The organism is Chryseobacterium lathyri (assembly GCF_003290185.1).
GTDB classification, from domain to species: domain Bacteria; phylum Bacteroidota; class Bacteroidia; order Flavobacteriales; family Weeksellaceae; genus Chryseobacterium; species Chryseobacterium lathyri.
The window spans coordinates 1-24,318 of the sequence record NZ_QNFY01000025.1 but is presented as its reverse complement, the minus strand read 5'-3'; the positions used below and the strand labels follow the sequence as shown (position 1 = coordinate 24,318).

The following is a 24,318-nucleotide window of genomic DNA, read 5'->3' as shown; positions in this document are numbered from 1 at the left end:
TTATTTTATAGGTGAGGTGAAAATCATGTGTTTATTATATAAAAATTTCTTTATCATGACAGACGGCCCAAAATATTTAATGTAAAAAAGAAAATTATTAATTCCGTATATTTGATTGTCTACTGAAATAATAAGGCAACCCATATGGCATCAAAAAAATCATCTTACTTCTCCCCAACACCTACCAGCGAGACAAAACTCTTCCATACCCTGTTCACTCCTGATACAGTTCCTGTAAAAGCTACTTTACTCATTATCCACGGCATGCAGGAACATAGCGGAAGATATGCTGAAATTGCTAGTTATTTTGCAGACCGGGGGCTGGTTGTACTCACTTATGATCATCTGGGACATGGAAAATCCGTAAAAGATAAAAAAGACATCGGATTTTTCCAGCTGAACCAACCCGATGAAAAACTTGTTTCAGATGCTGAAGCAGTGAGTAAACATCTTCACCAACAATATCCGGATGTCCCTCATTTTGTTCTTGGACATTCCATGGGATCTTTTGTTACCCGCTGCCTTCTTCAGAGAGCCAGCAGCCAGTTTACCGGAGCAGTTATTACAGGAACAGGAGGTTCCCTGGCCGGCATCAGTCTGATAAAAGGTTATCTTTCATTAGCGAACAAAATAGCGCCTCATCATCTTACTTACCTCAATACTCTTTTCAATATTGTCAATAACAAACATTTCAAGAAAGATCCCGATTTCAGTGATACAAGCTGGCTCAGTCTGAATCAGGCTAACAGGAAAGCTTTTACAGAAGATGAACTTTGTGGTGTTCCGTTTACCAATAATGCTTTTTATGCATTGTTCAGTATTTACAAAAAAGCAACGGCAAGAAGCTGGGCTGCTTCTATTCCAAAATCCTTCCCTTTCCTTTTCATTAGCGGACAGAATGATCCTATCGGAGATTTCAGTAAAGGAGTGCTACAGACAATCAATCATTTGAAGCAGGATGGATTTAATGATGTACATACGAAAATCTATCCCGAAATGCGCCACGAAATATTAAATGAAGAAATCAGGGAAGATGTCTTCAATGAAATATACCAATGGATGTCGAAGCATTTATAACATAACATCTGTGCCATCTGTGAAATCTGCGGGAGATTTTCAACCATGGTATCTCCTGCAAACTACTCCTTTATATTTAGATAAGAGATTGCTTCGTCGCTGCGCTCCTCGCAATGACAAATACAAAAACATCTGCTCAATCAGCAAAATCTGCGGAGCATAAAATCATCATGTCATAACGGCTCAATTTAATCTAGAACAATCTCCCTCTCCACCCCGATTTCTTTCAGGAAAAGCTCATCATGTGAAATCACCAACAATGTTCCCTTATAATCTTTAATAGATGCTGTTAAGATTTCTACGTTCTGGAGATCCAAATTATTCGTGGGTTCATCAAGGATAATCATATCAGGAGCTTTACTGCTTATAGAAAGCCCACAGAGAAGCAGTCTTAAGCGTTCCCCTCCGCTCAGTACTCCACATTTCTTATCCCAGGTTTCTTTTCCAAACAGAAATCTGGCCAACAGAGTTTTCACTTCAGATTCCTGCATTGCTCCGTCATTAAACTGCTTCACAAAATCATACACACTTATTTCGTGCCCGATCAAGGAATATTCCTGATCAATGTAAATCGTATTAAATTCTGACCTCGAAATATTACCAACATTCGGTTGTAAACCTCCCAACAACAGTTTTATCAAAGTTGTTTTCCCTGATCCGTTTGAGCCTTTGATAGAAATTCTGTCACCACTCCTGATCTCAAGACTGAGATTTTCCTTCCAGAGATTTTGATGTCCATATTTGAAATTAATGTCTTCCGCACTAATCAGAATTTTTCCGGAATGCAGATTGGAATCGTTGAAATTCACTTTCATCTGATCAGAATTTTTCAGTGAAGAACGAAGATCGCGAAGATCGCCGGAAATACCGCTGATTTTTTCAGCATGAACGCCTTTTAATTTAGAAGTATTTTTTTCAGCACTATCCCGTAAGGTATTCATCATAATTCTCGCGACGCCGGATTTCTCCTGCTTCTGTTTTCCTCTTGCATCCAGTTTCTGTTTGCGTTCTATAGTTTCCCGTTCCTTTTCTTTTGCTTTTTTCAGGGCCTTTTCCTTAGCATGAATATCATTCTGGAGTGCTTCCTGCTCTATTTCTTTCTGTTCAGCATAAAAGTCATAATTTCCACCATAAGTAGAAATTCCCTGATTGCTTAATTCAAAAATGGTATCGACCAAATTCAGCAAAGTACGGTCATGGCTCACAATCACAACAGTCGAATTTGTTTTTTCAATAAAATCATACAACAGATTTCGTCCTTCCAGATCGAGATGATTCGTAGGTTCATCCAGAATGATAATGTCCGGCTGACTAATCTGAATACCAGCCAGAAAAACTTTTGTTTTCTGTCCTCCGCTTAAGCTTTCCAGCTTTTGACTTAAGTCCAGATCTTCAAGTTTCCAGTAACTTAATGCATTCTGACAACGTTCCTCAATATCCCAGTCATCATTTAAAATTTCAAAATATTCTTCATCTACTTCCCCACTTGTGATCTTTTGAAGAGCATTCAGTTTTTTGTCAATTTTAAAACATTCTGCCACAGTCAGATGATCAAAATTTCCGAACATCTGCGGAACATAGTATACATCACCCTTAACGGTTACACTTCCTTCTAAAGGTTGAATCTCCTGACCCATAATCTTCAGGAGCGTAGACTTTCCAATACCGTTGCTTCCGGCTAATGCCGATACGGTGTGAGGTTGTATGGTTAAATTGATTGAATTAAAAAAGAGATCCCCTCCGGGAAACCCGTAAGATATATTTTGCAGTAAAATCATTATTTCTTTCTTAGTAATAGTTAAACATCAGCAGCACCTGGGCTACTGTTTGATAGATCGGAAAGAAACTGAATCCTACATGTTATAATTGGGTTTTAGAAATACAAAGATAGCAAATTATTAATTATTCATTTTTTTTAGTCAAAAAACATAAAATCTTCATATAAAAAACAAAGGTAAAAGCACAAAAAAAGCAATATTTTTACAATGATTAAATTCATTGGATCAGAATTTCTTTTACGTAAAGGACTTGTAAAAACGAAGATTTTTTCGAATAGATTATGATAATTGAAGCTTTAAAAGGTGAATTATTTCAAGATATTCGTTTTAAATGATATGTTTATTAAATCCGGAATAAAAGTAGAAAAGATTTTAATCAAAAATCCGTAACTTTGCCGACTACTAAAATTTTTTATGGAAAGCATTAAAGTTCACGACAAAACTTTCGTTCCTTATCTGAAGGACGCCGAAATTCAGGAAATTGTAAAAGAAACAGCGTTAAGGATTTATGAAGATTACAAAGACGAGGTTCCTGTTTTCATCGGGGTTCTGAATGGGGTGATCATGTTCTTCTCAGATCTTTTAAAATACTATCCGGGCGAATGCGAAATTGCTTTTATCCAGATGAGCTCGTATGCAGGAACAGAGTCCACAGGGATTGTTTACCAAAAAATGGAACTGACTAAAGATGTGAAAGACCGTCACATTATTCTTGTAGAAGATATTATAGATACCGGAAACACGGTTGAGAGTCTGTTCAAATATTTTACGGAAACACAGCGTCCTAAATCTGTAAAGCTGGCTTCATTCTTACTAAAGCCGGATGTTTACAAAAAAGATTTCAAGCTGGATTATATCGGAAAAGAGATTCCAAATAAATTTGTTCTTGGTTATGGTCTTGATTATGATGAATTGGGAAGAAACCTTTCAAACCTGTATCAACTGGAAGAGGGACAGATCAACCATTAATTACTGCTACTAGCTTTTGGCTATTAGCTATTAGCTTTAAATATTAAAATCGAAATAAAGTAAATATTAACTAAAAAAGCTAAAGGCTGAAAGCTTAGTGCCGGAAGCTGCAAGCGAATCAACATTATGATAAACATTGTTCTGTTCGGCCCTCCAGGAAGTGGAAAAGGAACACAAGCTCAAAACCTGATCGAAAAATTCAATTTAAAACAGATTTCAACAGGTGATCTTTTCAGATATAACATGAAAAATGATACGGAGCTTGGAAAACTGGCTAAGTCTTATATCGATAAGGGAGAACTGGTTCCGGATCAGGTAACAACGGATATGCTGGTCGACGAGCTCAGAAAACCTACCGATACCAACGGATTTATCTTTGACGGTTACCCAAGAACTACTGCCCAGACGGAAGCTTTGGAAAAAATTGTAGCAGAGGAACTGAACGATAAGATTGATATCTGTCTTTCGTTAGTAGTAGAAGACAAAATTTTAGTGGAAAGACTTCTGAAAAGAGGGGAAACCAGCGGAAGATCTGACGACAGTAATGTGGAGATCATTGAAAACAGAATTAAAGAATATTATACTAAAACAGCAGAAGTTGCCGAACTTTACAAGCAGCAGGGAAAATATGTTGAAGTAAACGGCGTAGGAGAAATTGAAGAAATTTCCCAAAAGCTTTTCGCTGAAGTCGAAAAAATTAAATAATCGGGACATGAGTTACAGGATTTGAAAAATTCAGATTCTGTAACCTACAACCCGCAACACAAACTATATGTCTAACTTTGTAGATTACGTAAAGATCCATTGTAAAAGCGGACACGGAGGTGCTGGTTCTGCCCACCTTCGCCGTGAAAAATATATTCCTAAAGGTGGTCCGGATGGAGGCGACGGAGGCCGTGGCGGACACGTCATCATGAGAGGAAATGCTCAGGAATGGACTTTACTTCCGCTTCGATACACCCGTCACATAAAAGCTGATCGTGGTGAAAACGGAGCGAAAAACCAGCTGACCGGTGCTGACGGTGATGATATTTATATTGATGTTCCGATTGGGACTATCGCTAAAAATGAAGAGGGAGAAATTATCGGTGAAATCCTTGAAGACAAGCAGGAAATTATCTTGATGCAGGGAGGAAAAGGAGGAAAAGGAAATGAGCATTTCAAATCTTCTACCAACCAGACTCCAAGATATGCACAGCCGGGAATGGATGGCGAGGAAGGTTTTGTTGTTTTCGAGCTTAAAATTTTGGCCGATGTAGGTTTAGTTGGTTTTCCAAATGCCGGAAAATCTACCCTTCTTGCATCCGTATCTGCTGCAAAGCCTAAAATCGCGAATTATGCATTTACAACTCTGACCCCCAATCTTGGTATTGTGGACTACAGAAATTACAAATCATTTGTAATGGCTGATATTCCGGGAATCATTGAAGGCGCTGCTGAAGGGAAAGGTTTGGGACACAGATTTTTAAGACATATTGAAAGAAATTCTATCTTATTATTTTTAATTCCGGCTGATTCTGAAAGTCATTTCCAGGAGTTTAAAATTCTGGAAAATGAATTAACGGAGTACAATCCTGAACTTTTGGATAAAGATTTCATCATTTCTATTTCAAAATCAGATCTTCTGGATGATGAGCTGAAAAAAGAAATTTCTGCTGAATTCCCTGAAAACAGAAAGCCATTATTTTTCTCTGGTGTAACGGGAGAAGGCCTTGTAGAACTGAAAGACGCAATCTGGAAAAAACTTCACGGATAAAAGATGATACACTCATTGAAAAAAATAACAGCACCCGCTGTTATTTTTGTTTCATTTCTCCTGCCTGCCCTGACTTATGCTCAGGACAGCTTTTCATTCATGGAAACATCCAAACAGAATGAACATGCTCCTTTAAATAATAAGGCGTTCTTTAAGTATGAATTCAACAAGAGGTTAAAATATAAATTTACTTACGAGAAGGCAGAGGGTCAGGGTACAGATAATGAGGTGAGCGATATTATAGAATATTACACCAATGAAAGTGATTTTTCTGTGTTGTATTTTAACAACAGCAGAAATGGGATTATCTATAATTTAAACAAAGATACCAATCCTGTACTTCCTGTTTCGATCAAGGATGAAAGTAAAGAAATCAAACCCGGAAATTTTGATTATTTCACCGGCGATATTCCTTTGGAATCTGAAATTGCTGACATCAGAAAAAGGAAAAAATTGAAAACTGATCAGATATTAGAGTTGGTTGAAAAGAAAACGGAAAATGATCTTATCCATTATAAGTATAATCTTATCCGTAATAATAAAGCAAAAACGAATCTGGGAATTATTGAACTGGATGTAACCAACGATGACCAGAATTTCAACAATAATATCCTGTACGATATGGAACCTTTGTTCTTCAAAAATAAGATCATGTTTGACAAAGGCGAAATAAAAAGCTATTCTTATTACAATACTGCCAAGAAGAGAACAAAGTACTATGAATCAATGAATAATGATTCTGTACTATTAAGATTATCATTTACCAAAGGCTGTTGTGTTTCATCTCTGGAATAGTTTCTATACTACGACAGTTCAGCATTTGGAATAATTATTGAAAGAAAACAGGAAACCATCGCTATGAAATATATATTAAGACTTTGTGCATTTTTATTTTTATTTTCTTGTACAACCCAGAAAACCAATTCAAAATACGCTAAAATCGAATATGAAGCAGGAGCATGTTTCGGATCCTGCCCTATCTTCACCATGACCATTAATCCGGACAGAACAGCCATATTGGAAGCTGAGCATTTTAATTTCTCGAAAGATTTTTCAAAAGGTGAATTTTCAAAACCGCGTGAAGGAACTTTTAAAGGGGTAATCAAGGAAGCAGATTATAACAAATTGGTTTCTCTACTGAATGGTCTTGACGTGAAAAATCTAAAAGATAAATACGGAACAAGAAATATCACGGACCTCTCAACTTCATATCTGAGAATTAATTTTACGGATGGAACTTCCAAAAACGTAGAAGACTATGGCAAAAAAGGAAGTGAAAAACTGAGGGAAGTCTACATGTTCATTGAAGACCTGAGACATAACCAGCAGTGGGCAAAAGTAAAATAATCCGTTTAAAAATATTTAGACTACCTTTGCATCGTATCATTCCTTCACATTGAGGGAATTTTATTTTAAATTAAAAAAACAGTTCATTTGAATTTTACAGACCTAAACTTAATAGAACCTATTGCAAAAGCAATTCAGGAACAGGGATATACGAATCCCACGCCCATTCAGGAGAGATCTATCCCTGAAATCTTAAAAGGCAGCGACTTTTTAGGATGCGCACAGACAGGAACAGGAAAGACAGCGGCGTTTGCTATTCCTATTCTTCAGAATTTATCAAAAAATAAGACCAAAAATAATCATATAAAAGCCCTGATCTTAACGCCAACAAGAGAACTTGCCATACAGATCGAGGAAAATATTAATGCATACGGAAAATACCTTCCGCTCAAACAGCTCGTGATTTTCGGAGGTGTAAAGCAGGGAAATCAGGAGGCCGCCTTAAGAAAAGGTATCGACATTCTGGTAGCAACTCCCGGCAGACTTCTGGATTTTATCGCTCAAGGTATTATCAGCTTAAAAAACATTGAGATCTTTGTTCTTGATGAGGCAGACAGAATGCTGGATATGGGCTTTGTACATGATGTAAAAAGAGTGATCAAACTTCTTCCACCAAGAAGGCAGACTTTATTCTTTTCAGCAACAATGCCTTCTGAAATCCAGAAACTGGCAGATTCTATCCTGAATAATCCTGTGAAGGTAGAAGTGACTCCGGTTTCTTCCACTGCAGAGACGATTAAGCAATCAGTTTATTTTGTAGAAAAAGACAATAAGCTTAATCTTCTTTCCCATATTCTAGAGAATGACATTGCAGATTCTGTACTGGTATTTTCGAGAACAAAACACGGTGCTGACAAAATTGCAAGGAAACTGCAAAAAGATAATATCTCAGCAGAGGCTATTCACGGGAATAAATCCCAGAATGCAAGACAAAATGCCCTCAGTAATTTTAAATCCGGAAAAACAAGAATTCTGGTCGCCACAGACATCGCTGCAAGAGGTATTGACATCGATGAACTTAAATATGTAATCAATTTTGAGCTTTCCGATGTTTCTGAAACATATGTTCACAGAATCGGAAGAACAGGAAGAGCGGGAGCTGAAGGCTCTTCGATTTCTTTTGTAGACAGTCTTGACCTTTTAAATTTAAGGAATACGGAGAAACTTATCGGAAAGAAAATTCCAGTTATAAAAGACCATCCTTTCCACACGGATGATCTTGTAGCCCAGAAAAGAGATTCTAATAACAAGCCTATGGCAGCCGGTGGTGACAGAAGACCTCCGAGGTCTCCAAAGCCACAAAATAATAACAATAAGCCTGCAGGCAGCACCCCAACGAGTTTTAAAAAACCGAAGAATAAAAATTTCACCAGAAAAAAATAATACGAAAGCCCTTTCCAACGAAAGGGCTTTTTTATATAGAATTTTTAGATTTAAAAACGGTTATTCTACTCACGATTCTAAGATTTTTAAATATAAAGGAGTTTGGGTGTTAAAGAAAAATTTAGATTATAGGGCTGGAATTACTAATCTGATTTTTTACCCTTGTCAAGGTTTAAAACCTTGACAAGGGTAACCGAGACTTTTTGGATAGGGTGATATAAGAATTTGTCTTCGGCAAAATAAGCAGATTTAAGTAATTCATCTTTAAACTCAATCATCTGAATATTCAGACTTTCTCTGTTTCTTTCTGAACTGAAAAGCAGTAAGCAATAATACTGAAAGGCAGACAGGCCGCCAGATAAGTGGTTGAAAAAAGATTATGCTGGAAACCCAGCCCGAAAAGTAAATATTTTTCCAGTACAAAGCTGAGCATCACCAGAAAAACAATATATGCCGAAAAATAGAATACATCATGTATTGTTCTGACATAAAACGACATAACCAGAGTCGTCACCAGAAAACCCAGCATGACAAGTGTATTGCTCTGCCCCTGAAGAACCAATGGATTATGCTGTATAATATAATCAAGATTATCAGCAGGAAAAAAAACAGTCAATAGTAAAATACCTACGCTGAGTATAAATGCAACAGCTGTTTTTATTTTACGGTTTGTATCTGTTGCTAAAAAAGGCTTCAGTAAAAAAATAATCAATGGAATAACTGCCACACTCCTTGTCAGAAACAAAACACCAAGGCACACACCCAACAAGACCGGTTTCTGAAAATAATCTCCTTTAAACTCACTGTGCCAGAAAAGGATGAATGCGGCCACGAAAATAAAAGAAGAAATAAAATCACTCTTGCAGACCACTTCGTAAATGTAAGACAGCGATATTCCCAGCATCAGTATAGCTGTGAACCTGATGAGATTGCTTTTAAATTCCAGAAGAACAGCATATGAAAACAACAAAAAAGCGGCTACCTGAAGATAACCCACATTTCCCAGAAGATAGGCAGGAAGAGCTAATAAAAGCTGTCCGGGAAGGTATGAGGATAAGTTCCCCATAAAATTCCGTGTGTTATAAATATATTTTCCGTGAATCCAGTAATCTAAAGAAAAATCCAGCGTCTGCCAACGGTCTATATTCATTTGATAAGGATCTTTTAAGATATGGCATAAAGCAATATATCCTACTCCTAAAATACCCGTCAAAAGATAGACGAGCTTTATATTAATCTTTTTTGTCAACAATTCATTCTTTCTCAGAAAAAACAAAAAAATATGTACAGCAATAAAGGCAACAATCAGAATACTAATCGGGACAAATGACTGTCGGATACCATATTTGGTCAGGAATAAAAAATTAATTACAAAATAAACTGCAAACAACATTAAACTGTTTGCCTTGCTATTTTTTACATTGGTTAAAATTTCTTTCATCTGATTAGATTAGCAACTGAAAATTCTCTTAGCGTTTTCAGTAGTGATTTTATCAATTTCAGAAAAATCCTTACCATAGATATTCACCAGCTTTCCGGCTACGAGGTCCAGGTAAGAGCTTTCATTTCTTTTTCCTCTGTGCGGAACAGGAGCCAGATAAGGTGAATCTGTTTCCAGAACGATCTTGTCCAGAGGAATTTCATTCAGAAACTGATCAATCTTCCCATTCTTGAACGTCACAACTCCGCCTATTCCCAATATAAAATTCAGATCAATGGCATGTTTAGCCTGTTCGAGATCTCCCGAAAAGCAGTGAAAAATTCCACGAAGCTTCGGATGCTTTTTTCTTTCCAGAACCTCGAATGTTTCATCAAAACTTTCTCTTGTATGAATCACAATAGGAAGATCCTTTTCTATAGCCCAGTCGATTTGCTGTTCAAAGGCTTTAATCTGGATATCCAGTGTTGTTTTATCCCAGTAAAGGTCGATTCCGATCTCTCCTATTGCCGGAAAATCCTTTTCACCCAGATAATTTTTAACGATATCAAGCTCTTTTTCCCAGGATTCAGGCTTTACATAACAAGGATGAAGCCCCATCATGGAAATGATCTGCCCTGGATATTCAGCTTCCAGCTGAAGCATCTTTTCATGGGATTCCGAATCAATGGCAGGAAGATAAAATTTTGTGATTCCTTTATCTACAGCCCTTTGAATAGCTTCTTTTCTGTCTTCATCAAATTCTTCAGCATATAAATGCGTATGGGTATCAATCATTGTCTTAAAATTTTAACAGATCTTTATACGGGTTTTTCAAGTCCATCAGTAAACCGAAAGCCGGTTCAGTCTTGATTCCCTGTTTCTTAAGTTCTATTATTTTATGTTTAAAATCTGCTCCTTTTTCTTTTAATATTCTATATTCAGCCAGCATATGCCGGTAAGCATTCTGTTCAAGTGAGGGTTTGTTCTGGCCGAAAATCTCTATTGGAAATTCTTCCAGCATAAAGTTCAGAATAATGCTTTTTTCTCCGTCAACAATGATATTCTCGATTTTCACTTCAATATCTGCAGGACTTAATCGGTTAGACATGTCATTCAGAAAATCTTCTTCAAATTCAAGATCAACTTCACAAATGATATCCAGATCACTGTTTTCAATATCAATTTCAATCGGAATAGTTCCGGCAAGAACTGGAGAATAGGGCTTTAATTTCTCAAATATCTGATATTTTTCAAGAACTTCATAAGCCCTTTTTTGCCTTTCGTTTCCGGATTTCAAATAATCGAGGTTCGTGAAATCAATCATTTATAAAAATTTTATGCCTTACTTTTTCCCTCTGAACTTCAATTCTTTGATTTAATTTTTCTCTAAATTCAATATACTTCGGATCCTTTTCATCATCAGTTCTATGTTCCAGTGCTTTACTTATCTTAAAATTTTCTTTGATAAAACTTTTTGTCTCATCTGAGAAATAGGCTTCTCCGAATTTATCAAAAATGTAATTGACAGCCTGCGATGTCGGATGGATCATATCTTCCTTATAAAAACGGTAATCGCGCAGATCATCCATCAGTATTTCATAAATGGGCAGGTAATGGCAGTTTTCCAGCTGCAAAAGTGCTTCATGAACAGCGGTGATCAGTTTGGATTTGCTGAGCTGATTCTCAATCATTCCATCCTTGGTATGACGTACAGGTGACACAGTAAAAAGGATCTGTATATCATCCCTGCAGATATCTTTCAGGTTTAAAACTGTATTATAAATGGAATCTGTAAGTTCCTGATGGGAAAGCAACCGTTTTTCAAAAAACTTCTGTGGGATTTTGTGGCAGTTGGCAGCCAGTTTTTTTTTCGGGATAAATTCATAAATAAATGAAGTTCCGTACGTAATGATCACCCACCCTGCATCCTGCAAAAACCTGTTTCCTACTTCTATCCCCGTATTAATCCTATCCAGAGTCTGATGGACATATCTTCTGTCGAAGCTGCTGTGATGGTCCAGGGAGATAAATTCATCGTTAAAAGTAATCAGCTCATCTTCTGTATAAAACTCTGAATCATGGAGTCTTTTAACAGCGTTACTGATCGAAAACGGATTAAAAATAGTTCCGAACGGATTGTTGACCGTCTGAAGCTGCCCCTGACCCAGCAAATCTGCCATTTCTGAAGCAAAGCAAGAGCCTATTGAAAATATTTTATCTTCAATATCAATTTTTTTTTCTGACTCCGGAATGTCAACTTCAGTTCTGAATTTCATTAATAAGGGATTAGGGCTTAGAAATCAGGGGTTAGGAAGCTCCAATAAATAACTAATCCCTACACCCTAATTCCTACTACCTTTATTTAACTCTCTCTTCTTAACAGATAATTAGCCAGTTCTATGAAAGGTTTTTTCTTTTCTTCTGGAATATTGATCTTCTCAAGGTAGCTCTGCCCTATTTCATTGTGCTTTTCGATCAGACGTAATGCTTTTTCATCCACTTTGGTTCTTCTGAAGATCTTTTCAACACCATATACTTTATCAATATTATCAGTTTTCTTACCATACCAATGGTCCAGCTCTCTTCTTTCTTCATCTGTTGCATGTTCTCTAGCTAAAAGATACAGCACTGTTTTTTTATTTTCATAAATATCCCCGGCATGTTTCTTCCCAAACTGAGCCTGGTCTCCAAATACATCAAGATAATCATCCATAATCTGGAACGCAATACCAATATGCTTTCCAAAGTTGAATATAGCCTTGGCATCTTTAAAATTAGCTTTTGCAATAAGTGCCCCTATTTCAAAGGAAGATGCACTCAGAACTCCTGTTTTATAAGTAATCATTCTGATGTAGTCATCATACGTTACATTCTCCTGAGTTTCAAAATTGATGTCGTACTGTTGTCCTTCACACAGAAGAAGTCCTGTATGGGTAAAGATCCTGATACATGCTTTGAAAATTTCAGGCTCAAGGTCTTCGAAAAACTTATAAGCTTTCAGCATCAGCCCGTCTCCGGAAAGGATCCCAACATTGATCCCATGAAGGGTATGGATGGTAGGTTTATTTCTTCTTAAAGGAGCCTCATCCATAATATCGTCATGGATAAGCGTGAAGTTATGGAAAAATTCAATGGCCAGCGCAGGTTTTATAGCCTGTTTAAGGTCTCCCCCGAAAAGGTCGCAGGCCATTAGCACCATAATAGGACGAAGACGCTTCCCGCCATGGGAAATGATGTAGTTCATCGGATCGTAGAGTTCCGCAGGCTTGTCTTTGAAAGTATACTTAGTGATGGCTTCAGCAACGATCTGCTGGTATCTGTCTAAAAATTCCATAAAATTTAATAGTTTAAACAAAAATACAATTTTTCAAGGCTTTATAAAACAAAAAACTTTGTCCAGAGGGACAAAGTTTATATGATGTATTTGAACATTTAAATTAAGACAGAAACGTTACTGCAAGATAAGTAACCGCAGCCACAATTGCTGAAATTGGAATCGTTAATATCCAGGCCCAAAGAAGGCTTACCGTAATTCCCCATCTTACAGCAGAAATTCTCTTCGTTAATCCTACCCCAATGATAGAGCCGGTGATGGTATGTGTTGTAGATACAGGAATACTAAGCTGATCTGTAATAAAAAGCGTGATCGCCCCTGCAGTTTCAGCACTTACTCCTTCTAATGGAGTCACCTTTGTAATTTTCGTTCCCATTGTTTTGATGATCTTCCAACCGCCACTCATAGTTCCTAAACCAATTGCAAGGAATGACACCAAAGGAACCCAAAGATAATGCTGTGCAAAGTAGTCAAAACGACCGGCAGACGGAATGTTAAGATATACCGGATCATGAAGCATCTCCACGTGATAGTAAATAAGAGCTGCCCCAATAATTCCCATTACTTTCTGAGCATCATTCAGACCGTGTCCTACACTGAAAAGTGCTGAGGAAACAAGCTGCAATCTCTTGAAAGACTGGTCTGCTTTGTACGGGTTTGATCTTTTGTAAAGGTGAACAATAATTAATGTAATGATGATCGAGATTACCATCCCTATCACCGGAGCCATGAAAATGAACAGGAAAATAGGAATTACTTTATCAAATTTCACAACACTCTGAGTTGTTAACTGATGAAAAGCCTGTGATAATGTATCAAACAATCCCAAGTTAGGTTGTGTCGCTACTACATCGTGATAGTCCAGCATAAAAGCATGCATCAGAGCCGCTCCTAAAAATCCTCCGATAAGTGTATGGGAAGATGAAGACGGGATACCAAACCACCATGTTAAAAGATTCCATGCGATTGCCGCTAAAAGACCTGAAAATATTACCTCAAGCGTGATAAAATTCTCATTCACTGTTTTAGCAATTGTATTCCCTATCCTGAACTCACCTATCACATAGGCTGCTAAAAAAAAGGCTGCGAAGTTCCAGAGTGCTGCCCAAAGTACAGCCTGAAAAGGGCTTAAAACCTTTGTGGAAACAATGGTTGCAATTGAATTGGCCGCATCATGAAAACCATTAATATAATCGAAAATTAATGCCAAAGCAATAATAACCGTAAGTAAAATCGGAAATTCCATTTCTGTAAGTTATAATTGTTTAAGCGTATTTAATCATGATGTTCTCAATCGTGTTGGCAACATCTTCTGCTTTGTCAGTTACTATTTCAAGATAATTAAGTACAGATGAAACTTTGATAATGTTAATGGCATCATTAGTTTCAAAAAGATCTACCATTGAGTTGGAAAGCAGGTCATCTGCAATGTTTTCAATAGAGTTCACTTTGATACATGCTTCTTTTACCTGGTCCATATTTTTGAATCCTTTTAGGTTTTTCATTGCATTCTGGATCTCAAGACAAGCTTTGTGGATCAGTAATGAAAAATCTGAATAAGCCTTCATTTCAGGCGATTTGTATAGGAAGATGTATTTTGTGGAAGCATAGATGTAATCAGCGATATCATCAAGGCCGGTTGCCAGGGTGTGAATATCTTCACGGTCGAACGGCGTAATGAAGTTTTTTCCTAATTCAACAAAGATCTCATGGGTAAGTTCGTCGTTTTTGTGCTCGTAGTCACTCATTCTTTTTAACATTGTATCATCATTAAGATCGAAATCTTTGATACCGTTATTAAAGTCTTCAGACATTGCCACTAGGTTCTCCGTTACTTTTTCAAAAAGCACAAAGAAGATTTTATCTTTTGGTTGAAAAGCGTGGAAAATATTACCAATTCCCATTTTTATGTATTTATAATTTGAGTGCAAATTTCCTAAAAAAGGATTTGCCCTGAAACAATATAACATTAAGTTTTGTTAACATTAGGTTAACACTTGATTATCAAATAAAAAAACCGGCCAAAAGCCGGTTTTATATATCTTAAGATGCCTTAGTTTGCTACTTCAGCTCTCATTTCTTTTCCTTTAAATTTCATTGAAGGAATATTGCTCATTACATTTTCCTGGAATGATTTTTCCACTTCAAAGAAAGAGAATTTCTCCAGGATTTCAATATCACCGATTTCCGCTCTTTTTTTGCTTTTCCCGGCTGTTGCTTTATTGATGATATCTAATACATCAAGTTTTTTCAACTGATCTTTTTTCCCAAGGTTGAAGAAGAATCTTACCATGTTTTCGTCCTTTCTTCTAGGTTTTCCACCACGGTCTCTGCTGTCTCTGCTGCCTCTGGTATCACGATCTCCACGTTCTCTTCCTCTGTCTCTGTCCCTGTCGCGTCCTCTGTCTCTTCTTGAATAATCATCATCTCTGGTACTGAACTTCTGCTCAACAAGGTCATGCTTATCTTTGTAGTACAACGCAAGATCTTTCAACTGGAACTGTAACAATTTATGAACAAGTTCTTCTTTAGTGAAAGCACTCAGATCAGGAATTAAACTGTCGTTGAACTCAAATATATCTTCTTCGTGTTCCGTAAATAGTTTTTCAAAAACTCCTCCAACCTGAGCTTTGATAATATCATCACCCGTTGGAATAAATTTTTCTACAATATCAATCTTAGTTGCAGATTTGATCTGTTTCAGCTTTCTGCTTTCTTCCGGCTTTATTAATGCCATTGAAATACCGTCTTTTCCAGCTCTTCCGGTTCTTCCGCTTCTGTGAACGAATACTTCCGGATCATCAGGTAAAGAATAATGGATCACGTGGGTTAAAGAGTTCACATCCAAACCTCTTGCAGCAACGTCAGTTGCAACAAGGATATCAATGTTTTTCAGTCTGAATTTCTTCATTACCGTATCTCTCTGTGCCTGGGAAAGATCTCCGTGAAGAGCATCAGCCGCATAACCATTCTGCATCAAGAAATCTGCGACTTCCTGAGTTTCCATTCTTGTTCTGCAGAAAAGAATAGAATACTGGTTAGGGTTTGCATCAATTAATCTCTTAAGAGCTTCTTTTTTCTGACGGTAACCCACTACGTAGTATTCATGCTTAATGTTCTTTTTAACCTCGTTAATAGAACCTACAGAAATACGGTGAGGATTGGTAAGATAATTTTTAGAAATTCTCTCTACTTCTTTGTTCATCGTTGCCGAGAATAAGAAAGTTTGCTTTGTGTCAGGTGTTTCGCTTAAAATTGTTTCCAATTCATCTTTGAAACCCATAGAAAGCATTTCATCAGCCTCGTCTAAAACTAACCAATGAATGGCAGAAAAATCAAGTGCTTTTCTGTTGATAAGGTCAATTACTCTACCAGGAGTACCTACAATAATTTGTGGCTTGTCCTTTAAAGAGCGAATTTGATCCATAATACTGCTTCCACCGTAAACCGCTGTGGTTTTGATGTCTTTCATGTATTTGGAATAATTTTTTATGTCTTTAGAAATCTGAAGACATAATTCCCGTGTCGGACAAAGGACCAAAAATTGGATTTTGCGACTCGTTTCGTCAATCATATCCAAAATCGGAAGCGAAAACGCTGCTGTTTTGCCTGTCCCTGTCTGCGCAAGTGCGATCAAATCGCGAATATCTGAAAGAATGAAAGGGATAGTCTGTTTTTGGATTTCTGTCGGGCTTTCATAACCCAGTTCGCCAACTGCCTTAAGGATGTCAGGACTTAAATTGGACTCCGTAAATAAATTCATTAAATATTTTAAAATTTTTGCAAAGATACAACAAATATTTGATTTGTTTTTGAATAAAGTTTTAAATATGTAAACTTTAATTCAGAATCCTTTAATAATTTCTTAATTTTTAAAAAATTAAATCCAAAAAAACACGGTCTGCATTAAAAACATGTTAAACATTATTTTTTTTTATTAAATTGGATTGATTTTTTCGGTATTATTTATGAATTTTCAAAAATAACATTATTCATGGTAAATTTTTCTTTAAAATTACCTTTCTTTTCCAACCGCGTTATTTCCTTTAGTTGCCGCAGTTTTTTAGATATTGATCACTCAATAGTTAAGCATAATTTTCTTTACGTCCGGTTATTTTAAGTATTATATTTATTTTTTTAAACTGCAGGAATTGCCTGCTTTTATTTTAAGGCATGGACTGCAGTATATAAGTTTGGTCAGCATAACTTTATTTTTTAACTTGGTTTAAAATAAATTCAACAGCACATCATATTAAACATTAAAAACATGAACAGTATAAATCCGGAAACACTGACATTTCTAAAAAACCTAACCGTTAACAACAACCGTGAATGGTTTAATGAAAATAAAGCCGCTTATACCGAGGCACAGGAAAATGTTATTACCTTCCTTGATGAACTGATCAAAGAAATGTCCGGTTTTGATGAAGAATTAGGAAAAATTGATGGTAAAAAATCACTCTTTAGAATTTACAGGGATACAAGGTTTTCAAAAGACAAATCACCATACAAAACCAATTTTGGAGCATCTCTGGGAATGGGCAAAGGAAGCCAGAAAGGAGGCTATTATCTTCATATGGAACCAGGAAAGTCTTTTCTTGCAGGCGGTATCTATATGCCGGAATCGTCTGTCCTGAAAGAAGTAAGGAAAGAAATTTCGTTATATGGCGACGATTTCCTTAAGATCATCAATCAAAAAGACTTCAAAAAGCATTTCCCAGAGCTGGATCAGGATGATAAACTGAAAAAAATTCCTCAGGGATTTGAGAAAGAAGATCCAATGGGCGAATATCTGAAATTAAAGAATTTTATTGTGATTTATTATTTAAAAGATGAAGAAATTCTGGATAAAAATGCCATAAAAAACATCACTAAGATCTTTAAGCTTATGAAGCCTTTTAATGATTTCCTGAATGCCCCCTTTCAATAAAATTTTGATTAATTTTCTTTACGTACTACATATTTTTTAACGCAAAGGGTAATTTTTAACCTTGTAATTTTAAACCTGCAAAGAGGGAATCAATTGCATTGATTTGATGAAGCAGAGATATGATACCTTAATCAATACATTTTAATTAAGATTAGTATTAAAAAGAATCTGCTTGATCTGCTAAATTTGCAAGAAACTTTTACGCTCGCAGATTTAGCAGATCAAACAGATATTGATATTCTTTATTCTTAAAACTTCATTACATCTTTCACTACTCCATTTTTCTGGGTATGCTGTAGTAATTCTGTTTCGATAAATGCTTTGATTGTATCTTCAGATCCATTGTCAGGGAATAGAAGATGAACATTGGCTCCTGCATCCAGTGTGAAGAATAGCGGAAGAGCCGTTTCTCTTCTAAAATCCCAGATCTTATTGATCACTTCCAGTGTTCCGGTTTTCATCAGGATAAAAGCAGGATCACTCATCATCATCATGGCGTGAAGAGTAAGTGCTTCATGTTCTACCAATGTGATGAACCGTTCCATATCCCCGCTTTTAAGAATTTCCTTCATCGGAACAAAATTGTCTCTTGCTTCCTGAAATCTTCTTTCAGCATAAGGATTGGTGTTCATCAGGCCGTGTCCTACCGTTGAGGAAACACTTTTCTGGCCTTCATGGATCAACAGCACCCAGTCGTTGAAGCTTTTAAATATATCATGAATTTCGGTATCAGGATATTTTACCGCAAACAGATCTGAACTTCCTGCTACCTCATCTGATGTTCCCCAGACCACCAGTCCATTGTATAGACTTCTGCATGCGCTTCCGCTTCCTAGTCTTGCTAAAAATGATGCTTTTCTTAATGATTCTTCTTCAGATTGATTTCCTGAAAATTCTGCATCCAGCTTCATCAGGCATTTGGCAATGGCTCCGAACCCAGAAGCGGAGCTCGCAATCCCGGAACTGTGGGGGAAGGTATTTTCTGTTTTGATGATGTATTTTCCTTTCAGAATCCATGGAAGATACTGTTCAATATTTTTAAAATATTTTTCTATTTTTTCAGCAAATTTCACCTCTTCATTTCCTGACAGGAAAGTTTGAACAGAGAAAGGTTCATCTGCCAGAAATTCTATAGAAGTATTGGTCTTACAATGATTCAATGTATAACTGATGCTTGGGTTTGCAGGAATCTGATTATCGTATTTGCCCCAGTATTTGATCAGGGCAATATTGGATGGACAGCTTTCTGAAACTGTCTGAGTATGGATGGTGAAATTTTGTTTTCCTAGGAATTCTTGTGTTGTCATAGTCTGATTTAAAATGGTAAAACGCTTTTATTTAACCACAAAAGTCACAAAAGAATCTTAACACTTGAGTTATTGATAAAGTTAAATAAAACTGTCTATTCTAGACCACTTAAGTTTTCAAAAATCTCTGATTTTTTATTGAAAAAACCGTTTGCGTCTTTTGCGATTTAGATCGTTTTATTTTAATACATTTTTTCTATAATATCTGCATATTTTTTAAGAACCACATTTCTTTTGACCTTCAATGTAGGCGTAATTTCGCCAGTATTGATATCAAATTCAGCAGGCATTAATGTGAATTTTTTCACTTTTTCAAAATCCGCCAGGTGAACCTGCAGTTCTTTAATTTTTTCTTTGTATAAAGCAATGATTTTCTCATTTTCCACCGCTTCTTCCCAGTTGGTAAAAGGAATATTGTTTTTCTTCATAAAGTCCTGCAGAAACTCGAAGTTAGGAACGATAAGAGCTGAAACGAACTGCCTGCCTTCTGCTACAAGCATGATCTGCTGGATAAAATTATTATTGGTAAGAAGATTCTCGATCTGCTGTGGGGCTACGTATTTTCCGTTGGACGTTTTCATCAGGTCTTTGATCCTGTCTGTGATAATCAGGTTTCCTTTATCATCAAATTTTCCGGCATCCCCGGTTTTGAACCATCCGTCTTCCGTGAAAACTTTCTGTGTTTCTTCGGGTTTATTGTAATAGCCTTTCATAATCCCGTTTCCTTTAGCCTGGATCTCGTCATTTTCTCCGATACGGATTTCTACACCCGGCAAAGGTTTTCCGCTTGTTCCGTGCTCGAAATGGGTTAATGGGAAAAGCGTCAGTGTAGCGGTAGTCTCCGTCAACCCATAGCCTACTGTTACGTGAATTCCCACCGAGTCGAAGAATTTTGTAACTTCCGGTGAAAGAGAGGCTCCTCCGCAAGGTAGGAACCACAGCCTTCCGCCCATCTTTTCTTTAATTTTGCTGAACACCAGCATATCTGCCACGGATTCTTTCAGTTTTAACCCGAGAGGAATCTGTTTTTCGTTTCTTTTCAGTTCTGCAGTCTGCCATCCTGTTGCCAATGCCCAATCGAAGATTTTTTTCTTCAATGATGAACCTTCTTCTGCTTTTTCGAGAACACCGGCATATACTTTCTGGAAAAACCTCGGCACCGCACACATCATGGTAGGTTTCACTTCTTCCAGAGTTTTGGCAATATTTTTTGGATCTTCTAAGAAATAAACTCTCGCACCACCATACAAACACAGCAGGCTCCAGCTTCTTTCGAAAACATGGCTTAATGGAAGAAATGCCAATGACAGTTCTTCTTCAAAATTTTTGAATTTAAAAAATTCAAAATGGGAATCGAAAGCTTTGATGAAATTGCCATGAGTAAGCATTACGCCTTTTGGAGTTCCTGTAGTTCCGGAAGTATAGATCAGGGTCGCTGTATCGTCATATTCTTTTTTACAGATCTCCAGTTTAGGAGAAGATTTGGCAATGAAATCTTCGAGGTAAAAACTATTGAATTCTTTCTTGATCCAGACAGATTTTTTGGAAACAATAATGGTTTCCAATTGATTTTCTTCTTTCTGCAACAACTCCAGACAGGCATCATACTGCTCCTGGCTGCCAACAAGCACAGCCTTTGCAGAGGAATCATTAATGATATATTCTGCCTGCTCTGCATTATTGGTAGAGTAAACAGGTACGGTAACCGCACCAATGGCCATTGAGGCCAGATCAAAAATCATCCATTCAGAGGAATTATCTGAATAAATGGCTACTTTATCATTTTCCTGAATTCCTGCATTTTTTAGTGCATTGGCTGTTTTAAAAACGATTTCACCGAATTTTTTCCAGCTCAGTTCTTTCCACGCCTCATCTTTCTTTTTAAAGCCTATCGCTGATTTTACCGGATGCTTTTCTACATTTTTAAGGATAATTGCTGCTGCAAGATTCATGAATTCAGCTTTTTGTCGTTAATATAATTTTTAAGATGAAAATCAATACTGTCCTTCACAGGAATAAATTGATAATCAAGTTCTTTTTTAATTTTTTGGTTGGAAATGGTATTGAGCGATGATATGGATTCAACATTTGATTTGGTGATGATTCTCAGCTTCGGAATCAGCCATCCAAAAAGGATATTGGCAAATCTCCCCAGGCTCAATTGAGATTTTGTAAGGATTTTCGCTTCTTTCAGACCAAGCTGTGATCTGATCTGTTTTCCTAGCTCTGCATATCTTTTATTTTCGGAAATGAGAATAAAACGTTCTCCGAAAGCATTCTTTTCCATGAGCTCAATGGAAATCCTAGCAGCATCTCTAACGTCTATATAACTGGTTCCCCCTGAAAATGTAAAGCCGTTTTTTTCAAACGTAGGAAATATATCTCCACTGCTCTGTCCCCAGTTTCCACTTCCGATGATCATTCCCGGATTCACAATTATGGTGTTCAGCCCTTCAGCAGACGCTCTCCAGACTTCCATTTCAGCAAGATGTTTGGAAACAGCATAAGCAGAATGTTCTTCTTTGGGATTAAATTCTGAAGTTTCGTCCAGTTCTCCTTTTTCATTAAAAACATCCAAAACAGCAATTGTGCTTACGTGCAGAAATTTTTTCACTTCTGTACCTTCGCAGGCAAACAACAGATTTTCTGTACCTTTTACATTGGTATGGTACATTTCTTTTGCATCATGAGGATGGAAACTTACTTTTGCGGCGCAGTGATAAACCTCATCTACCCCTTTCAATGCATTTTGAAGGGAATCAAGATTATCAAAATCTACGTCTACCCACTCGATCTTATTAAAAAGATCTTCGGGATTCTCCGTATAGAAGCCGTAAGAATGTTTTACATCGTTCAAATTGCTGCCCGGTCTTTTGGAGGCACGTACGTCTCTTCCTCTTTTCAAAAGTTCCAAAACGATTACTCTACCCAAAATTCCCGTTGCTCCTGTTACAAATATCATTTACTGATTTAATTTATTTTTCCGCTCCCAAGCATTGTCTGCCATACAGGTTTATATATCGTATTTTTAATACCTTCTGTATGATAAGGATTCTTTTTATTTCCTTTATTGGGATTCTCTAATGAAAAGTCTATTTTTTTATCTAAGGCAAAGATATGATCTTTTGGGATTTTTAATGCGGTACATATTTCTATTAAAGATTTAGCAGCTACTTCATCAATATGATAGGCGGCATACCATTTCTCTACCGGTGTTTTGCTTTTATTAAAATACCAGCCGGCAATTTTTTTCTCTTTAGAATCTGAATAATCCCAACCGCCTGAAAAGCTAATGACCCTGTCTACAGAGTTATTCTGAGCAATAAATTCAGCCATACCTCCGCCCTGTGACTGTCCGGCAATGGCAATTTTGTTCCAATCAGGATTTTCATTTTTCAGATAGGCAGACCAGCCTCCCTGAAGATCAGATTTTGAAAGACTTTGTAATAGTTTTGTCAGCCTGGGTACTATTGCATCCTGAGGCTTATCCGGAATTAAAGAAAAAGCGGGTGTTCCGTAAATTCTCATCCTTCTAAATTCAGCAGCACAATTTGTATCTGAATTTAAAGTATCCCCTATGCAAACCTGAGAAACTCCCGGTTCAGAGATAAACGAAAGTGCAATTACTCTATACCCGCTTTCTAAAGCCGTATTGATAAATAATTCGGGAACATGTTTTGTTGTTCCTCCTGTTCCTGTAAGCCAAAGCAAAATTTTATTATTTTTTACTTTTGGATCATAAAAAACAATATGGGGATCGTCCGCCATCCGGACAGATTGATCTAGCTTGCTTGGTTTCACTTTAATTATTTTGTAAACAGCTGAATCTATATTTTTTTGTGCTGTTACCATTACAGGAACATACATTAAAGCTATAATTATAACCAGAATGTTCCTACTAATACCTTTTTTCATTCCTTTATGTGCTTATTTCACAAAGGTAGTATTTTAGCTAATGATAAAAGTATTTTTGCATGGCTGTTGCTTAAATTTTATGACTTTTTAGGAATTGTTGAAAATTAGATTTATTTATACCAAAATCCTATTATTTCTTCTTGGTGCTTTGTCGCAGAGAACGTCTGCGATACTTTTGGAAATCAGGTTTTCCTCCGTTAAATTATCTAACCAGAAAAATTCTCCTGCAGCATTGATCTCGATGAAATAGTATTCGTCTTGGGGAGAAACAATGATGTCTATAGCACCGTAATCTACATTGTAAACATCTAAAAGCTCCAGAAGCTTAGCTTCAATATCTGAAGGAAGTTCTGTTCTTACCCATTTGGTAAGCAGATTTACCCCGTCTTTTCTCCAGTCCACCTTTGCATCTTCGGACTGCTGGGAATCTATTTCAAATGCATAGACATCCTGCCCAACAATGGTAACCCGCAATTCTTTTTTCTTTTCTATTTTTTTCTGGAACTGCATTGGGCAATATACCAATGAATCCAGTTCTTCAAGCTTGTCTTCGCTAACCACATTGGTGAAAACCACATTTTCTACACCGTCTTCATAGATGGCAAAACCGGTCTGCATTTTAGCTATCACATTCTGATGCTTAAGGATGAATTGTCTGGCTTCTTCAGGATTATTGGTAAGGCAGGTTTCAGGAATTTTAAGGCCTAGCTTAACGGCAATTTTCAACTGCTCTTCTTTACTGTCCAGCCTTCTGTAAATCCCCGGCTTCCCCAATGCATAAGCATCTACAGATTCTATAAATCCGAAAAGCGTGTTTCGGATCTCGCCCATTGCGGCGCTATAAAACTTTTTATCCATTTCTTCTTTCACCCCATTCCCGATGTTATAAGCTCTTCTGTACCAAACTGCTGCAATATCGTCAAGACGGTATTTTTCCTCTTTGGTTTCAAGAATGCTTATCCATTCGCCATCCTGGAAAACAGTGGAGAGTTTATTTTGTATTGGATACAGGTCTACATCGAAGCGAATAACCTCGCAGCCGTTTTTTTCTATATATTCTGTTACTTTTTCAATTGAAAAATTATCCTGTGTATGCGTAATT

The 24,318-nt window shown here is 36.8% G+C and carries 22 protein-coding genes; 8 read left to right on the top strand and 14 right to left on the bottom strand.

Annotated elements, in window-relative coordinates:
• Positions 1–144 precede the first annotated feature (144 nt).
• A complete protein-coding gene (locus DRF61_RS21775) occupies positions 145–1,077 on the top strand; it encodes an alpha/beta fold hydrolase (RefSeq protein ID WP_111960965.1) in 933 nt (310 codons plus the stop codon).
• Between the two features lie 188 nt (positions 1,078–1,265).
• Here the strand turns inward: DRF61_RS21775 and DRF61_RS21770 are convergent, their stop codons facing one another.
• Positions 1,266–2,855: an ABC-F family ATP-binding cassette domain-containing protein gene (locus DRF61_RS21770; protein ID WP_111960964.1), complete on the bottom strand. Its 1,590-nt coding sequence runs from the start codon at positions 2,853–2,855 to the stop codon at positions 1,266–1,268.
• Between the two features lie 414 nt (positions 2,856–3,269).
• Between DRF61_RS21770 and DRF61_RS21765 the strand changes: the two genes are divergently transcribed.
• From DRF61_RS21765 to DRF61_RS21740, 6 genes are all read left to right on the top strand, one after another.
• Positions 3,270–3,824, top strand: coding sequence for a phosphoribosyltransferase (locus DRF61_RS21765; protein ID WP_111960963.1), 555 nt, complete (start codon positions 3,270–3,272; stop codon positions 3,822–3,824).
• Positions 3,825–3,950: 126 nt separating this feature from the next.
• Entirely contained in the window at positions 3,951–4,529 is a 579-nt protein-coding gene (locus DRF61_RS21760; protein WP_111960962.1) for an adenylate kinase, read from the top strand.
• 67 nt (positions 4,530–4,596) lie between these two features.
• Positions 4,597–5,580: a GTPase ObgE gene (gene obgE, locus DRF61_RS21755; RefSeq protein ID WP_111960961.1), complete on the top strand. Its 984-nt coding sequence runs from the start codon at positions 4,597–4,599 to the stop codon at positions 5,578–5,580.
• 15 nt (positions 5,581–5,595) lie between these two features.
• On the top strand, positions 5,596–6,375 hold the full coding sequence (locus DRF61_RS21750; protein ID WP_146897212.1) for a hypothetical protein: 780 nt from the start codon (positions 5,596–5,598) through the stop codon (positions 6,373–6,375).
• Between the two features lie 63 nt (positions 6,376–6,438).
• Positions 6,439–6,927: a DUF6438 domain-containing protein gene (locus DRF61_RS21745; protein WP_111960959.1), complete on the top strand. Its 489-nt coding sequence runs from the start codon at positions 6,439–6,441 to the stop codon at positions 6,925–6,927.
• 87 nt (positions 6,928–7,014) lie between these two features.
• Entirely contained in the window at positions 7,015–8,310 is a 1,296-nt protein-coding gene (locus DRF61_RS21740) for a DEAD/DEAH box helicase (protein WP_111960958.1), read from the top strand.
• Positions 8,311–8,596: 286 nt separating this feature from the next.
• On the opposite strand, the gene DRF61_RS21735 is transcribed toward DRF61_RS21740, so the two are convergent.
• The 8 genes from DRF61_RS21735 to DRF61_RS21700 all read right to left on the bottom strand — a co-directional run bounded on the left by DRF61_RS21735 (position 8,597) and on the right by DRF61_RS21700 (position 16,827).
• Complete coding sequence (locus tag DRF61_RS21735; RefSeq protein WP_111960957.1) at positions 8,597–9,751, bottom strand: hypothetical protein; 1,155 nt, start codon at positions 9,749–9,751, stop codon at positions 8,597–8,599.
• A gap of 9 nt (positions 9,752–9,760) precedes the next feature.
• On the bottom strand, positions 9,761–10,525 hold the full coding sequence (locus DRF61_RS21730) for a TatD family hydrolase (RefSeq protein WP_111960956.1): 765 nt from the start codon (positions 10,523–10,525) through the stop codon (positions 9,761–9,763).
• Between the two features lie 4 nt (positions 10,526–10,529).
• Complete coding sequence (locus tag DRF61_RS21725) at positions 10,530–11,054, bottom strand: DUF4269 domain-containing protein (protein ID WP_111960955.1); 525 nt, start codon at positions 11,052–11,054, stop codon at positions 10,530–10,532.
• A complete protein-coding gene (locus tag DRF61_RS21720) occupies positions 11,047–12,006 on the bottom strand; it encodes a GSCFA domain-containing protein (RefSeq protein WP_111960954.1) in 960 nt (319 codons plus the stop codon). The genes DRF61_RS21725 and DRF61_RS21720 overlap by 8 nt, the downstream gene beginning before the upstream one ends.
• A gap of 86 nt (positions 12,007–12,092) precedes the next feature.
• Positions 12,093–13,064 carry a polyprenyl synthetase family protein gene (locus tag DRF61_RS21715; RefSeq protein WP_111960953.1) on the bottom strand — a complete coding sequence of 324 codons (972 nt, stop codon included), beginning with the start codon at positions 13,062–13,064 and terminating at the stop codon, positions 12,093–12,095.
• A gap of 103 nt (positions 13,065–13,167) precedes the next feature.
• On the bottom strand, positions 13,168–14,310 hold the full coding sequence (locus DRF61_RS21710) for an inorganic phosphate transporter (RefSeq protein WP_111960952.1): 1,143 nt from the start codon (positions 14,308–14,310) through the stop codon (positions 13,168–13,170).
• 19 nt (positions 14,311–14,329) lie between these two features.
• Positions 14,330–14,968: a DUF47 domain-containing protein gene (locus tag DRF61_RS21705; RefSeq protein ID WP_040998750.1), complete on the bottom strand. Its 639-nt coding sequence runs from the start codon at positions 14,966–14,968 to the stop codon at positions 14,330–14,332.
• Between the two features lie 149 nt (positions 14,969–15,117).
• On the bottom strand, positions 15,118–16,827 hold the full coding sequence (locus DRF61_RS21700) for a DEAD/DEAH box helicase (protein ID WP_111960951.1): 1,710 nt from the start codon (positions 16,825–16,827) through the stop codon (positions 15,118–15,120).
• Positions 16,828–17,331: 504 nt separating this feature from the next.
• On the opposite strand from DRF61_RS21700, the gene DRF61_RS21695 reads away from it, so the two are divergent.
• Complete coding sequence (locus tag DRF61_RS21695; RefSeq protein WP_111960950.1) at positions 17,332–17,994, top strand: DUF2461 domain-containing protein; 663 nt, start codon at positions 17,332–17,334, stop codon at positions 17,992–17,994.
• 248 nt (positions 17,995–18,242) lie between these two features.
• On the opposite strand, the gene DRF61_RS21690 is transcribed toward DRF61_RS21695, so the two are convergent.
• The 5 genes from DRF61_RS21690 to DRF61_RS21670 all read right to left on the bottom strand — a co-directional run bounded on the left by DRF61_RS21690 (position 18,243) and on the right by DRF61_RS21670 (position 24,317).
• Positions 18,243–19,301 (bottom strand): diphosphomevalonate decarboxylase, encoded by a 1,059-nt coding sequence (locus DRF61_RS21690; protein WP_111960949.1) that lies wholly within the window; start codon positions 19,299–19,301, stop codon positions 18,243–18,245.
• 182 nt (positions 19,302–19,483) lie between these two features.
• Entirely contained in the window at positions 19,484–21,253 is a 1,770-nt protein-coding gene (locus tag DRF61_RS21685) for an AMP-dependent synthetase/ligase (protein ID WP_111960948.1), read from the bottom strand.
• Positions 21,250–22,263 (bottom strand): NAD-dependent epimerase/dehydratase family protein, encoded by a 1,014-nt coding sequence (locus DRF61_RS21680; RefSeq protein WP_111960947.1) that lies wholly within the window; start codon positions 22,261–22,263, stop codon positions 21,250–21,252. Before DRF61_RS21680 ends, DRF61_RS21685 begins: the two co-directional genes overlap by 4 nt.
• Before the next feature lie 8 nt (positions 22,264–22,271).
• Positions 22,272–23,216, bottom strand: a complete 945-nt coding sequence (locus tag DRF61_RS21675) for a BPSS1187 family protein (protein WP_111960946.1) — start codon at positions 23,214–23,216, stop codon at positions 22,272–22,274.
• 114 nt (positions 23,217–23,330) lie between these two features.
• Positions 23,331–24,317, bottom strand: coding sequence for an MvdD family ATP-grasp ribosomal peptide maturase (locus DRF61_RS21670; protein ID WP_238601932.1), 987 nt, complete (start codon positions 24,315–24,317; stop codon positions 23,331–23,333).
• Position 24,318 lies beyond the last annotated feature (1 nt).